This is a genomic window from Bacillus sp. FSL L8-0152, assembly GCF_038006365.1.
GTDB classification, from domain to species: domain Bacteria; phylum Bacillota; class Bacilli; order Bacillales; family Bacillaceae_G; genus Bacillus_A; species Bacillus_A cereus.
Genome location: NZ_JBBOVB010000001.1, coordinates 2,065,051 through 2,078,856, shown reverse-complemented (window position 1 = coordinate 2,078,856; position 13,806 = coordinate 2,065,051). Strand labels below are relative to the sequence as shown.

The window sequence follows — 13,806 nt, the reverse complement described above, 5'->3', positions numbered from 1 at the left end:
AGCTGTTCCCAACTTTTGCGGGACAACTTCTTCTTATTTTTTATAATTCTTTATGAAAAGAATAACTCACTTTATCATACCCTTCTCTTTCATAAAAACGATGCGCATCAATTCTTGCAAATGCTGATGTGAGGACGATAGATTCACATCCGTTTTCCTTTCCCCAGTTCTCTATATACGAAAGTAATATATTTCCATGTCCTTTTGAACGATGTGCGTCTGCCGTTACAAGGTCATATACGAAAACGTGCTTCTTATTATAAAAGTTCGTACAAATCGCTACACCTGCAAGGCTAACAACTTCATCCTCCTCATTACGCAGCGAAAATAGTTTATAATTTTCTTCTTTCATATTTCGAAATAAAGAGCTTGTTTCCTCTTTTGAAAGTTTCGTTCTTAATTGCTGTAAAACAGGTAATACTTCATGTAATTGCTCTTCTGTTACTACTTCTTTAACATTCATTTTTAACTCTCCTCTAACTATTTATTTAATTTTCTAAATGTTATATCATTATTATAGAAAGTAACTGCCCTTTACTTAAGTGACAGTTTAAGTATTTTTTATAAGGCCAGTTTTAAAGGAGAGTTTTATATGGATTTTACTATCCCATTGCAATTACAAAGTAACACACCTATTTACTTACAAATTTACGACTATATAAAAGCTGAAATTATACAAGGGAGTATTTCTGTTGGCACACGTCTACCCTCACACAGAAATTTAGCATCACAACTTAATATTAGCCGCATCACTGTTGAATCAGCTTATCAACAATTATTAGCTGAAGGTTATGTAGAAAGTAAACCGAAACGTGGTATTTTTGTAGCAAATTTCGATATTGACGTTATCCCAAATAAAAAACGAAATGCAGCAAAGAAGACGAACAATTTGATAGACGAAAAATTTGAATATGATTGTAGCCAAGGGCTTATTGATCAAAATGCATTTCCGATTACAAATTGGAAACGAGCATTACAAGAATCCATACTTACATACGAAAATGCACTATTTGCCAAAGAAGATCCTCAAGGTGAATTCGCTCTTCGAGAGCATATATCAATATATTTATATCATTCTCGCGGTGTACATTCTTCACCTGATCAAATTGTGATCGGCGCCGGAACACAGCCACTTCTCTGGCTACTACTTCAACTGCTTGGCCCTACAAAAGAATACGGCATTGAAAACCCTGGATTTCACCGTATACACGCAATTATTAAAAGCTGTGATAGACAAATTCATCCCATACCATTGGATGAAAAAGGGATTGATATTTCTAGTTTATACAATACAAATGCCAATGTCGCATACGTTACACCATCACACCAATTTCCACTCGGGATTATTATGCCTTTATCTAGAAGAACAGAATTGTTAAAGTGGGCTAATGATTGCAATGGATACATTATTGAAGATGACTATGACGGAGAGTTTCGCTACGCTGGTAAGCCAATTCCTTCTTTACAAAGTCTTGATTCAAATGAACGCGTTATTTATATGGGAACTTTCTCAAAATCTTTTTTACCTTCTTTACGAATGGGATATGTTGTTTTACCACCACATCTTTTTAAAACATATCAAGAACTGCATGGAATTTTCAAACAAACAGTCGCTACAATACAACAACTTGCTTTTGCTAACTTTATACAAAGCGGGAATTGGGAACGTCATCTTAACCGGAGTCGTACACTATATAAAAGAAAACATCATGCGTTAGTAAAATCCATTATGAAAGAAATGGGGGCTAATGTTCAAATTCTTGGCGAACAGTCCGGACTTCATATTGTTTTATGTGTCCATAACAGTATGAATGAAAACGAACTGATTGAATCCGCTAAAAAACAAAGCGTTAAATTATACCCGCTTTCTCCATATGATTTCGTGAATGATTTACGTAAGGAATCATACGTATTACTCGGTTTTGGTAGCATTCCAGAAAATAAAATTGAAACGTTGGCTATATTATTGAAAAACGCTTGGTTCCCTAGTTGCAAGGAAACTTGTTAACAGTGGGTTTAACTTGTAACATACTAACAATTCAACAAAATAAAAAAGAAGGCTGTTCCAAAATAACTTTTTGGACAGCCTTCTGCTAGTTATTCACCTGACCTAGCTTTCCTTCCCGGACGTTTCACACCAGTCGTTTCTGTTGAATAAGAAGCTTCAATTATAGCGGTTGGATCTACAGAGAGAACGAGATCTTTCATTTTCGGATAAATGAATCGGTTTGTAATACAATAAATGATTCTCTTATGCTCCCCTAAAAAACCACCTTCTCCATGTAGATACGTAACAGATAGTTGCAATTCTTTCATAAGTAAATCGCCTATTTCTTTATTCTTACCAGAAATAATCATAACGCTCTTACCTTGATTTATACCATCTAATATAAAATCAATCATTTTCGTAACAATATAGAAAATGGCTAATGAGAACATCGCTTGTTCGATTGAAAATAAAATGGCAACAAAGATGAAAATAACTGCATTTACTGCAAGTAAAAATGTACTAATCGGTACATTAAAGTGTTTATTCATCCAAACTGCTAACATTTCCGAACCGTCAATTGCTCCACCCATTTTAACAACAATCCCAACACCAATTCCGAACAGCACTCCACCATAAAGTACAATTAATAACTCAGAAGTCGTAATTGCTGGAAATGGTTTTAAATAAATTAATCCGAGTGTTGTAACTACATTCGCATAAGATGTACGGATAAAAAATTTCTTTCCCATTACTTTTGCAGTAAATAATAAAATTGGGATATTAATTCCTAAGAACACACCATAAAGCGGCAATCCTGCGACTTTATTTGCCATAATAGCAATAGCCGTTACCCCGCCATCTACTAATCCATTAGGTGCTAAAATAAGCTCTAATGAACCTGCTACTATAATTGAGCCAATTGTTAATAATACGTATTCAAATACTTTCTTCATTCATTACCCCCAAAACTTATATATTTTCTTAGTATTATTTTAACGTAATTTTACTACTAATTCAAAGGTATCGATTTATATACAAAAAAGTTTCACCTTTATCGCTATTTTTATGTAACACGTAATACTAGAAACACACTTACAAATTAAAAGTAAGTGTGTTTCTAACATCTATTTAATCTTTACGTACGGCTTCATTTTTAATTCAAATATTTCCTCAACTGCCCTTTGATATCCACCAGCATTTCTAAGCGACTCTCCCACTTTACGACTATTTTCCTTAAACGTCACATCATCCATTACTTTCTTTACAGTCTCACGTAACAATTCAGAAGTTAACTCGTTACGATTAAGTGTTATGCCTGCCCCTACTTCAATCAATCGTTTTGCAACGAATGGCTGATCTCCTGTTACCGGAATTACAACTAATGGAACACCGTAATATAACGCTTCACTCGAACTATTCATACCACCATGTGTCACGAATACATCAGCATGCTGTAAAACTTCTAATTGCGGGACATAATTATACAACTTAAAGTTTTTCGGGATATTTTCAAATTGACTTATATTTATCTTCTTACCAACGACTAATACGACTGTCGCATCTACATCTTTAAACGCTTCAAAACATTTTTCATACAAAGCAGGTTGTTCATTAAAAACTGTTCCCATAGAAATGAAAATCACTTTTTCATTTTTTAAATCTTCGGTAGGAAAACTCCCCACTTCTTTTCGAGTAGCAACTGATGGACCTACAAATTTATACGATTCATCAAATAAATCTGAACGCGGCTGATATTCTTTTGAAGTATATACAATCGTAATATCACCAGGATGGTTCATAATATCATACATACTATTACATTTCATTCCATACTGCTTATTCCATCTTTCCATTCCCGCTAAACAAGATTGATATAATGGATTCATTTCGTCTACTTGTCTCGATTCTTGCCCATCATGAAAATTAATGTACTGATTAACAGCAAACGTTGTACAAGATGAAACGCTTGGTAATTGTAAAATATTCGCTATAATACGTCCTACTGGAAAATGATTATCATATATTAAATAATCATATTTTTCCTCTTTTGTTTCTTCTACAATTTGAGTAACAATACGCTCTGATGCTTCAATCATATGAGATAGCATCGTCAAAGGGCTCCCACCTTCATTTACTCGTTCCATAATATTAATTTGAGAGAGAAAATTCTCAAACACTCGGAATTCTGCACCTGTTGCTTCAATCTTCTTTCTATAATCTTCAATACAATACGAAACAACTGTTTCTCCTCGTTGGATTAACTCACTTACAATAGCTAAAGTCGGATTAATATGACCTTCCCCAGGGAAATTTATTACGAGTACATTTGCCATAATATTCTCTCCTATCCAGTCAATCTTATAAAGTTAACAATTAATTATATTAATTAATTTAAGTCTATTATAAATGAATGCATTCTACTTCTTCATGCTTTTCTCTTCATTTTATTATTGAGAAATATTTTCTATAGTCTACATTATTGTGATTCACAATCTTATAAATGAATGCTTAATTTTACTTTTACTCTTCATAGATTTAAAGATATGAGTCTTACATTCAAGTCTTACTACTATATTTTTTTAGACAATTCACACAAAAATGTAGAAATATAATGTTTTTAATGAATTTTCGCTATAAATGTAACTATGCTTTCAATCTTTTTATCTTTATCCTCATAACACATCATCTGTTATATAATAAATTTATAGAATTTACAGAAAAGGGAGTCTTTTCATGCTACAACAACTATTCAATTCACCTATTCTATCCGTTCAGGCCTTGCACCCAGGTTATGAAGATCATGCAAGTGATGTTTTTCTCGTTCAAACAGAAGATACAGAAGTTATCGTTCGTACTTCTAAAATGAATGAAGAACCAAATAATGATTTTTGGTGGGGATGTAAAAATCTATTTGGAATTGATCCAAGGAACGTCCATCATTTAGAAACTGTACATACATTGCTGCAAGAACATACGAATCTTCCTATCCCAACAATATTAGAAAAACATGTTTTAAATGGCCGTGAATTTGTGGTGGTCGAAAAGTTAGTAGGTAACACAGTTCAATCTTTTATCGAGCAACCAGATTCTATTTTATTTAGCCTAGGAAAAGGACTTGCAGAAATACATAAGTTTAAAGCCGATTTTATAGGAAATCCGTCAGGCACGTTCCAAGTTCCACTAGATGAATTCCAATCACATATTTTAAACGTGAGTAAAGAGCTTGTGAATATGTTTTATTCCGATGATGAAAGCATACAAAATGCTTTTCCTACCTTTGAATCACAGCTTTCTTCCCTGTCCGTACCAAAAGAAGCTACACTCGTCTTACTTGATATGGACCCTACCCAATTTTTATATGACGGTACAACTATTACGGGTTTAGTAGATACTGAAGCTTACGCGGTTGCCCCGCGAGAGTTTGATTTTATCGGACTAGAATATGTACTTACCGAAAAAGAAGCACATGCCTTTAAAAGTGGTTACGAAACAATTATGCCTATTCCTCATCTTGAAGAATGTAGACGACCATATCGTTATTTATACCGACTGTTATCTGTGCAAGGTAGTGTGGAATTAAAGGAATGGTTAAGTCACCCATCCTATTTTTAAATACAATTGAGAGGGAGTATACAATGGATATTCAGAAAAAGCGTTCTGTAACAGAAAGTGAAATACAGCAAATGAAGGATTTAGCTTATATTTGCGGGCAACAAGACAATCTTGATTACTCTTCAGATTTACATATCAACTTTTTAAAAAATCGAAATGAAGATCATATAAACGATTTTCTTCTTTATAACGGTACTCAATTAATTGGCACTTTAAATATGTATGATTTCGAAAGACCAACAAAGCTTGAACTAATAGGCTTTGTACATCCTCATTTTAGAAAACAACGTTTCGGAACTACCCTTTTACAAACTGCAATGAAAGAAATACAAAATAGAGAGGCAGATGAAGCTCTTCTTATTATCAATGGGGATTCTATTTCTGGGAATGAATTTGTAAAACATATGAAGTTACCGTATTTATATAGTGAATATAGTATGGAGTTCAAAACAAACGAAATTCAAAAAACAACAGAAAGTAATATACAGCTTACTCTTGCAGCTTCAGAATCACTTCTTGACCTTATTGAAATTTCTAGTAAAGCTTTTGGTGATTCAGTAGACAATACGGCTACATGGTTACAAAAAATGATGACTTCACCTTCTCATAAAGTTTACAGTGCTCTTATTAACGAAAAAGCTATTGGAACAATTACAGTTACTGAGCAAGAACAATCTACTACATTATCAGGATTCGCCGTTCATCCTTCTTATCAAGGTAAAGGATATGGAAAAGATATTCTTAGTTATATGGTACATACCCTTATTACAGAAGGAACTTCAACAATTGAATTAGACGTCGAAACGAAAAATAACCATGCTTTAAAACTATATACACAATGTGGTTTTAAAATTAAAACGAAGCATGACTATTATAATTTAATGAATAGCACGGAGAATATTTATGTCTAAAAAACTTATTTATTCTGATTACGATATTTTCGCATCTATTTATAATAAACATTGGGGACATTTTGCCGAACACTCCTATCTTGCTTTTGAAAAACTCGTTTTACAATATGCACAACCACATTCTCATATTTTAGATCTTTGTTGCGGGACTGGTCATCTTACTAGGAAACTACTTGATAATAATTTTGTAGTAACTGGTATAGATGGTTCTACTCAAATGATTGAATATGCAAGTGAAAATGCGCCAGATGCAACCTTTTTCGTCGATGACGCTCGCTATTTCAATATAAATGAGCAATTCCACTACGTCATCTCTGCCGGTGATAGTTTAAACCATATTATGAATTTAGATGAACTAAAAAGTGTGTTTCACAACGTTTACTCCGTATTACATAACGAGGGTATATTCGCATTTGATATGAATATGGAAAAAGGATTTCTTGAAAACTGGATTGCTTCGTTTCATATTTCAGAGAAAGAATATGTTTGTACGATTGATTCTACATTTGATAATAAAAACAAAAAAGCAGAAATGAATTTCATATTATTTACACGTGATACAAATGATATTTGGAAAAGAAGTGACTTTTCTTTTAAAGAAACATGTTACACTAAAGACGAAATTACTCATGCATTACAATCTGTAGGTTTTAAAAATATTCAATCGTACGGTACAAATAGAGCATTTTTCACTTGCCAAAAATAAAAAAACTGAATCTAAATGATTCAGTTTTTTCTTAATATATTTACAACTGCAGTTGTTTCGTCATTTTCTTTATAAACACGCGGAATTCTTCTATCTAGCATACATGTAACTTCATAGTTTATTGTACTTAACATATCCGCTATTTCTTCTACTGTGATATTTTCTTCACCTTGTTTACCGTAGAATACTACTTCGTCTCCTACTTGTACTGGCATCGCTTTTGAAACATCCAACATTAACTGATCCATACAAACACGGCCAATTACAGGTACTCGAACCCCGTTAATTAACGCATAGCCTTTATTAGATAATTGACGATTATAACCATCAGCATAACCAATTGGTACAGTCGCAATCCATTCTTCACCAGTTGTTACATACGTATTCCCATAACTTACACCACGATTTTTCTTCGCATGTTTAATATGAGCCACTTTTGATTTTAACGACAACGCAGGCTGTAAAGAAACGACTGAATGATCCACCTCTTTTGATGGATACATACCGTACACTCCTATTCCAACGCGCACCATATTTTGAAATGTGTTACTTAATTCCATTGATCCTGCACTATTTGAACTATGAATATATGGTATTTGAATTCCTAATTCTTTCGCTGTATTAACAGCTTTTTCAAATAAACTTGTTTGCATATTCGTATATGATTTATCGATTTCATCTGCCGTAGAGTAATGCGTAAATATCCCTACTACTTCTATATACTCCATACGGTTTAATTCTTCTAAAAATGGTTTAACTTCTTCTTCTTGTAAACCGATACGACTCATTCCTGTATCAATTTTCACTTGAATTTGTACTTTCTTTTGAAGACGGTTTGCAATTTCATTTATACCATGTAAATCTTCTACTCTATAAACAGTCATCATAACGTCATATTGAATTACATCTTCTACAGCCGCTACTGGTGTGTATCCTAAAATTAAAATCGGCACAGTAATTCCTGCTTCTCTTAATTCTATTGCTTCATCTACAAATGCAACTGCAAGTTGATTTATTCCAGCTTCAATTGCAGCTTTGGCAACTTCAACTGCCCCATGGCCATACCCATTCGCTTTTACAGCAGCCATCATCTTAATTTCTTCATCATTTACATGTTTTTTAAATTCTTTTACATTATGTTTTACAGCATTTAAGTCAATTTCTACAATTGTATCTCTTCCATATTTCAAACTCATTGGTCTAACTCCTAACTCAATAATTGCATTCCATTCTATTTCACGTTTCATATGACCTTTTACAATATAATACTTTTCATTATGCTAGTCAAACTACTAGAATTTTCGGAATTTTGAGTATGATATAATATCCTCAAGAAACTATTATATACGGAGACGAGGAGAATTACAATGTTTGTTCACTCTGCATTACATCAACTAAAAGTTGCTATTGATACTTCTATTTATATGCTTAACCAATATAGTGAAAACGATTTAAAAATACAACCGATTCACTCAAAACGATCATTATTTGAAATGTGTACACATCTTTCTCTTATTTGTCATGCTGATTTGCTCATTTTAAATGGTATTCCAGAAAAAGAATTACATACCTTTTATATAGAACATACGCCCGTAACAGTTGCTCAAATGCAACAAACGATGATTGAAGGATACAACCTTCTCTCCAAAACATTTCTTTCCTACTCCCAAATAGAATTAGCAGAAGTTATGACTGCCTATTGGGGTATTTCTTATTCGCGCTTTGAATGGTTACTTGAAATCGTTGCACACTTTTATCATCATCGTGGACAAATTCATCTTTTATTATGTGAGCATATGAAAGATCCTCGCATTCCTTTATTTGAGTGATTTTCCACTTATTCATTAATTATAAATAGAGAAGCTACAAAACCAATAAAAAGTAGCATTCCTAATAAAATAAATGTTTGAGCATACCCTCCTATTTTCATTAGATAAATAGAAATGATAGGTCCTATACTAGTACCTAAAAATAAAATAAAAGTATAAATAGATACCGCTATTCCCCTCGCTTTCCCTCCTAATTGACCTACAAGAGAAACTAAAGACGGAACGGATATAGCAATACCTATTACAAAACAGACACTCATCATTACAAGTAGAGATAGATACGAAACAAATCCCATTGAACTTAGACTAAAAATAGCGATCAACAATCCTCCCTGAAGAACTTTTCTTACTTCAAACCTCTTCGTTAAACGACCTGCAAGCGGTGACAGCAACATACCAAATAGCCCCGCTAAGCGAAAATAAAGAATTTGTTCTGCAGTTAAATTGTAAGTAGGAGAGCTCAAATAATTCCCTAAAACAGTATACATATTAACAAAAGCCATTAATAAAACAAATGCAATTATATAGCTTAATACTAAGCTTTTATTTGTAAAAACTTTACCCATCTGTTTAATTGGCCCCAAAATATCAGTATAGGATTGAGACGTCTCTCCTTTCGGAAGAGAATAATAAACCCATATAGCAGTACTTATATAGACAATGCTAAGAAGAAAGAAAACCATATGCCATCCAAAATGCTGACTAACAGCAGTACTTATTACCTGTCCTACAATTCCAGCTACTAAAAAACCAGTACTAACAAATCCTATTGTTGTAACCCTTCTTTCTACTGGGAACATTTCTACAACGTAGGCTAGCGCTACTGGAGAAAATGTAGCTGCTGCTATCCCTTGTATACCTCTAAAAATAACAAGCCAAAATAAACTATCTACAAACCCTAAGCAAAAAGAAACAATCGACAGTGCAAGCAATCCAATAAAAATCACTTTTTTTCGTCCATATTTATCAGAAATTGCCCCAAATAACAAACACCCTATAGCAAAGCCAACAGAAAATATACTTCCTGTAGCTGCCGATTGTGCTAATGACGTATTAAAAATGTTTGAAAATAGAGAGATTAAAGGTATTGTTACATATAGGCTAGACATAACTACCATACCCGACCAACATAATACTGCTGTCATTATTGTATAATTCTTTTCACTATTTACTTCCTTTCCTATTTCCATCATAAACTCTCTCCCTTATTACGATTTGTTTTTATTAGTTTAAACTCTCTAAATTACTAAAATAGCATTCCTTTAACTCTTATTTATTTTAATTACATAGCAAAAATTATCACCGTTCATAAAGTTAGTTAAGCATATAATAAGGCAAGCTAATTATATGTCCAAATAAATAAGTTGATCTTCATAATCAACTTATTTACCTACCTTCTCCTAATTTCACCTGCATAGTTGTTTGCATTTTATTTAATAACTTTTCTAAAACTTGACGCTCTTCTTGATTAAAGCCATCAACTAACGAAGCGCAAGATAACCAAAAAGTTGGTAAAGAATGTGTAACTAGTTCTTTTCCTTTCGGAGTAATTTTCACCTTTAATCTTCTTCGATCTTCAGAATGGTGGAATCTTACGATTAACTCTCGTTTCTCCATCCAATCTAATAAGCCAGTGACAGAAGCACGTGTAATCCCTAATCGACTCGCAATATCCGAAGGACTCATGTTCACCTCTTCCCGATTCGCTTCCATTTCACGCAAAATAAACAATAGTAAAAAATCTAATTTACTCTCTGAAATACCAAGCGGAGCTAAATCTACGTCAACCGCATCAAGAACATTATCAGACGTCCATAACATTAACAAACCAAGTTTTGCTGCGATTGGATCCGTTTCCGCTGATGCTGTCTTTTTGATTAACTCTGCGTACGGCTCAATCCCTAAAGGAAGAGAATCTTTTCTTGAATCCATTCATCTTCACTCTCCTTTCTCATTAAATGATTAGCTTACCTAATTACTTTCTCATTATACTCATATTTTTCCTTTTATTGCAAGCACATTGTTGAACAAAAAAATCCTATTATTAAAACAGGATTTTTCACACTGACTAGCTATCCGTTTTAAATAATGTGCAACTTCTTTAAGGCATAAGAAATTCCGCCTTCACTCGCCTTCGTTGTAACGAAATCAGCCCTTCTCTTCAACTCCTCTCCACCATTTCCCATCGCAACTCCTAATCCTACATACTGCAACATCTCAATATCATTTCCACCATCACCAAAAGCAATGGCTTCTGATTTACTAATATTTAAATGTTCCAATACTTTTTGAATTGCAGTTAGCTTCGATACTTTACTATCTTCCAATACATTCATAACGTAACCATGAAAACGGTCAAACGTAAGTGCTGGATATCTTTCAATGAATTTTTGAGCTTCTGCTTCATCAGCATACAGACATATGCAATACATCTCATCTGACAAGTTTTTAACTCTGTCAGGATACCTCTCTAAATTTAAAGTTTCATTTAACGCTCGTATGACACGTTCATCTTTGGAGGCAATATCATTCATTGCAAATTCTTCTGTAAAGTAAGAAACACTGTGACCATGTAATTCAGCAAAAATTGAAATATCATGAACGATTTCGCTTGAAAGTACTGATTTATGTATAACTTTTTCCCCACATTTTATATGTGCACCATTTGCAGAAATATACGTTTTTATGCCTAGCCCCTTAAATTGTGAGCATAAACTATATGGTCTCCCTGTTGTAACAACTACGTGAATCCCCTTATCTATTAATCTTTGTACCGCTTCTTTTGTACTTTCGTGCATACTTCTATCAATCTCGCTTAAAAGCGTACCATCAACATCAAAAAATGCAACTTTGTACATAAGTCTTTACATCCCGTCCAAATGATTCGTATCATTAATGAAATGCACCGTTTTTTGTTCACCCTCAATTTCAATTAAACTTATTCCCGTATCTCCCATTTTGAAATAGTAGTCCATTGAAATTGGCATTTTGAAAAATGCACGTAATAGACTATTAATTACGCCTCCATGGGCAACAATTGCAATTCGATCATATGTATTCTCTGTCATAATTTTAGAAAAAATCCCTTCTATTCTCATTCGGAACTCAATAAATGACTCTCCGTTTTCAAAACGGTCATGAAGAAACTTTGGCTCTGGATATTTCTTTGCTTCTTCAAATGATAAACCAGCTTGTATTCCATTATTAAACTCCATTAATTCCTCTTCTAATTGAATTGGACAACCAATTGCTTCTGCTAATGTTTCACCCGTTTCGCGAGCGCGTTTTAATGTGCTTGCCCAAATGAAATCTGGTGCAAAATCTTTTTTCACTTTCTGTACAAGTCTTTGTACTTGTCGTCTCCCTTTGTCAGTCAACTCAAAATCAGCTCGTCCTTCATGCACATGTAAAATATCAGCTTCTGATTCTCCGTGGCGTATTAGTAGTATTTGCATGTTTCTCTCTCCCCCTTTATTTAACATTCACAAAATTCTATTATATCACATTTTAAGATTTCAAAATAAAAAGGAACGGTCTCCCGTCCCTCATCCATTCACTTTTTCCGCATCATTCCAATAATATTTACTAAACGCTTCTGTTAACACATCAATTGTGTTATATAATTCATCTAACGTATTATCAACACCACCAACTTCAATTAACATCGCATTTTTCGATAGATCTTGGTTATAAACGCCATTTCCATCTTTTTTATACTTCGGAAAAATCCCTCTACTTAATCCGTAATAGTTTTCATCTAAATAACTATTGATCGCTCTTGCAATTTTTTCATTTTCAGCACGGCCTTCATTTTCCATCCCAATAATAAAATATAATCTTGCATACGATTTTCCATTAATTACTTTTGTTGTTACTTTCTTACGCTGATCATCACGATGTATATCAATCGGAAACGCAATTTTATTATTTTGTGCTAATGCTCCTTTTACATATTCATGAGATGCTTTATATGACTGATACCATACCCACTTTTTACTCGCTAATAAATCACCCATATTCGTTTTATCGTGAATTACTGGAATTCCTTGCCCCTCAAGTTGTTCCTTCATACGTTTTCCTAGTAAGGACACATTTACATCTGGGCTAGATGGATCAGTTGCCCCTGGTAATAATGGAAAGAAGGATTCCCAGCTATGTGTATGATAAATATATACTGCACTTTCACCTTTTTTCGCTCCGTTCTTTTTCTGAACCGGATTATTCTTTTCCGCTTCTGTAACTTTATCTTTTGCTACTTCCCGTTCTTTCGTTACTTCTTCAATCGGTACACTAGATTCATTTGGGATATTCGTCAAGTTTGTCCCTTCCCCAGCTACGATAATATTAGAATAATACTTTGACATACCAGGTACTTCTTTACCGACGAATGTTCTTAAATCTTTAATTTTCAAATCTGTCGCAATAGAGAACATTAAATTCCCAACTGACTCTCTTTTATTCTGCTTAAAATAATCAAATCCGTAATAGTGATTCTCACTTTCTATCATTTGAACAAAACCTTGCATCGATACTTTTCCAAACCATTGATTTGCATAATTCGATTTCATTGTATGTAAAAGTGACGTCAAAATCGACGCTATTATAATTACTATTAGCGCATATAAAAGGAGTAACGAAATTAATTTCTTCCCATGTATTCGAGTTGCATACTTTTTCACTGCATCACCTTCTTTATACATGGATATGTACAAGCTTTTCGGAATATACGCACAAAAAAAGAGAAATGGCATCCCATTT

Annotated in this window: 14 protein-coding genes; 5 read left to right on the top strand and 9 right to left on the bottom strand. The window is 33.5% G+C overall.

Going from position 1 to position 13,806, the window contains the following annotated elements; translation table 11 throughout:
* Nucleotides 1-40: 40 nt before the first annotated feature.
* The gene (locus MHH27_RS10600; protein ID WP_098235597.1) at nt 41-463 is read right to left on the bottom strand and encodes a GNAT family N-acetyltransferase; all 423 of its coding nucleotides are present in this window, start codon (nt 461-463) and stop codon (nt 41-43) included.
* 129 nt (nt 464-592) lie between these two features.
* On the opposite strand from MHH27_RS10600, the gene pdxR reads away from it, so the two are divergent.
* Entirely contained in the window at nt 593-2,008 is a 1,416-nt protein-coding gene (gene pdxR, locus MHH27_RS10595; protein WP_098235596.1) for a MocR-like pyridoxine biosynthesis transcription factor PdxR, read from the top strand.
* Between the two features lie 89 nt (nt 2,009-2,097).
* Here the strand turns inward: pdxR and MHH27_RS10590 are convergent, their stop codons facing one another.
* Together MHH27_RS10590 and MHH27_RS10585 are read right to left on the bottom strand one after the other, a co-directional pair.
* The gene (locus MHH27_RS10590) at nt 2,098-2,943 is read right to left on the bottom strand and encodes a YitT family protein (protein ID WP_000755126.1); all 846 of its coding nucleotides are present in this window, start codon (nt 2,941-2,943) and stop codon (nt 2,098-2,100) included.
* Between the two features lie 171 nt (nt 2,944-3,114).
* On the bottom strand, nt 3,115-4,323 hold the full coding sequence (locus tag MHH27_RS10585) for a macrolide family glycosyltransferase (protein WP_053564676.1): 1,209 nt from the start codon (nt 4,321-4,323) through the stop codon (nt 3,115-3,117).
* A gap of 400 nt (nt 4,324-4,723) precedes the next feature.
* Here MHH27_RS10585 and MHH27_RS10580 point away from each other — a divergent pair, with 400 nt between their 5' ends.
* The 3 genes from MHH27_RS10580 to MHH27_RS10570 are packed head-to-tail and all read left to right on the top strand — an operon-like array spanning nt 4,724 to nt 7,219.
* Nucleotides 4,724-5,602 carry a nitrate reductase gene (locus MHH27_RS10580; protein ID WP_097925303.1) on the top strand — a complete coding sequence of 293 codons (879 nt, stop codon included), beginning with the start codon at nt 4,724-4,726 and terminating at the stop codon, nt 5,600-5,602.
* Between the two features lie 23 nt (nt 5,603-5,625).
* On the top strand, nt 5,626-6,513 hold the full coding sequence (locus MHH27_RS10575) for a GNAT family N-acetyltransferase (protein WP_069355469.1): 888 nt from the start codon (nt 5,626-5,628) through the stop codon (nt 6,511-6,513).
* Nucleotides 6,506-7,219, top strand: a complete 714-nt coding sequence (locus tag MHH27_RS10570; protein WP_088020757.1) for a class I SAM-dependent methyltransferase — start codon at nt 6,506-6,508, stop codon at nt 7,217-7,219. The genes MHH27_RS10575 and MHH27_RS10570 overlap by 8 nt, the downstream gene beginning before the upstream one ends.
* A 20-nt stretch (nt 7,220-7,239) precedes the next feature.
* Here the strand turns inward: MHH27_RS10570 and alr are convergent, their stop codons facing one another.
* On the bottom strand, nt 7,240-8,415 hold the full coding sequence (alr, locus tag MHH27_RS10565; RefSeq protein ID WP_002093966.1) for an alanine racemase: 1,176 nt from the start codon (nt 8,413-8,415) through the stop codon (nt 7,240-7,242).
* Between the two features lie 171 nt (nt 8,416-8,586).
* On the opposite strand from alr, the gene MHH27_RS10560 reads away from it, so the two are divergent.
* Nucleotides 8,587-9,048, top strand: a complete 462-nt coding sequence (locus MHH27_RS10560) for a DinB family protein (protein WP_340942456.1) — start codon at nt 8,587-8,589, stop codon at nt 9,046-9,048.
* An 8-nt stretch (nt 9,049-9,056) separates the two neighbouring features.
* Here MHH27_RS10560 and MHH27_RS10555 read toward each other — a convergent pair whose 3' ends face one another.
* The 5 genes from MHH27_RS10555 to spoIIP all read right to left on the bottom strand — a co-directional run bounded on the left by MHH27_RS10555 (nt 9,057) and on the right by spoIIP (nt 13,799).
* Nucleotides 9,057-10,238: an MFS transporter gene (locus tag MHH27_RS10555; RefSeq protein WP_023521758.1), complete on the bottom strand. Its 1,182-nt coding sequence runs from the start codon at nt 10,236-10,238 to the stop codon at nt 9,057-9,059.
* A gap of 196 nt (nt 10,239-10,434) precedes the next feature.
* Nucleotides 10,435-10,980, bottom strand: a complete 546-nt coding sequence (locus MHH27_RS10550; RefSeq protein ID WP_090976270.1) for a MarR family winged helix-turn-helix transcriptional regulator — start codon at nt 10,978-10,980, stop codon at nt 10,435-10,437.
* Nucleotides 10,981-11,129: 149 nt separating this feature from the next.
* Entirely contained in the window at nt 11,130-11,906 is a 777-nt protein-coding gene (locus MHH27_RS10545) for a Cof-type HAD-IIB family hydrolase (protein ID WP_098250458.1), read from the bottom strand.
* Between the two features lie 6 nt (nt 11,907-11,912).
* Nucleotides 11,913-12,503: a histidine phosphatase family protein gene (locus tag MHH27_RS10540; protein ID WP_001166441.1), complete on the bottom strand. Its 591-nt coding sequence runs from the start codon at nt 12,501-12,503 to the stop codon at nt 11,913-11,915.
* 90 nt (nt 12,504-12,593) lie between these two features.
* A complete protein-coding gene (gene spoIIP, locus MHH27_RS10535; RefSeq protein WP_307838012.1) occupies nt 12,594-13,799 on the bottom strand; it encodes a stage II sporulation protein P in 1,206 nt (401 codons plus the stop codon).
* Between the last annotated feature and the right edge of the window lie 7 nt (nt 13,800-13,806).

Coding starts and splice junctions, on each gene's coding strand:
- MHH27_RS10600 (WP_098235597.1), bottom strand. CDS start 463: ATGAATGTTAAAGAAGTAGTAACAGAAGAGCAATTACATGAAGTATTA.
- MHH27_RS10550 (WP_090976270.1), bottom strand. CDS start 10,980: ATGGATTCAAGAAAAGATTCTCTTCCTTTAGGGATTGAGCCGTACGCA.
- pdxR (WP_098235596.1), top strand. CDS start 593: ATGGATTTTACTATCCCATTGCAATTACAAAGTAACACACCTATTTAC.
- MHH27_RS10540 (WP_001166441.1), bottom strand. CDS start 12,503: ATGCAAATACTACTAATACGCCACGGAGAATCAGAAGCTGATATTTTA.
- MHH27_RS10575 (WP_069355469.1), top strand. CDS start 5,626: ATGGATATTCAGAAAAAGCGTTCTGTAACAGAAAGTGAAATACAGCAA.
- alr (WP_002093966.1), bottom strand. CDS start 8,415: ATGAGTTTGAAATATGGAAGAGATACAATTGTAGAAATTGACTTAAAT.
- MHH27_RS10585 (WP_053564676.1), bottom strand. CDS start 4,323: ATGGCAAATGTACTCGTAATAAATTTCCCTGGGGAAGGTCATATTAAT.
- MHH27_RS10555 (WP_023521758.1), bottom strand. CDS start 10,238: ATGGAAATAGGAAAGGAAGTAAATAGTGAAAAGAATTATACAATAATG.
- MHH27_RS10590 (WP_000755126.1), bottom strand. CDS start 2,943: ATGAAGAAAGTATTTGAATACGTATTATTAACAATTGGCTCAATTATA.
- MHH27_RS10570 (WP_088020757.1), top strand. CDS start 6,506: ATGTCTAAAAAACTTATTTATTCTGATTACGATATTTTCGCATCTATT.
- MHH27_RS10560 (WP_340942456.1), top strand. CDS start 8,587: ATGTTTGTTCACTCTGCATTACATCAACTAAAAGTTGCTATTGATACT.
- MHH27_RS10545 (WP_098250458.1), bottom strand. CDS start 11,906: ATGTACAAAGTTGCATTTTTTGATGTTGATGGTACGCTTTTAAGCGAG.
- MHH27_RS10580 (WP_097925303.1), top strand. CDS start 4,724: ATGCTACAACAACTATTCAATTCACCTATTCTATCCGTTCAGGCCTTG.
- spoIIP (WP_307838012.1), bottom strand. CDS start 13,799: ATGCCATTTCTCTTTTTTTGTGCGTATATTCCGAAAAGCTTGTACATA.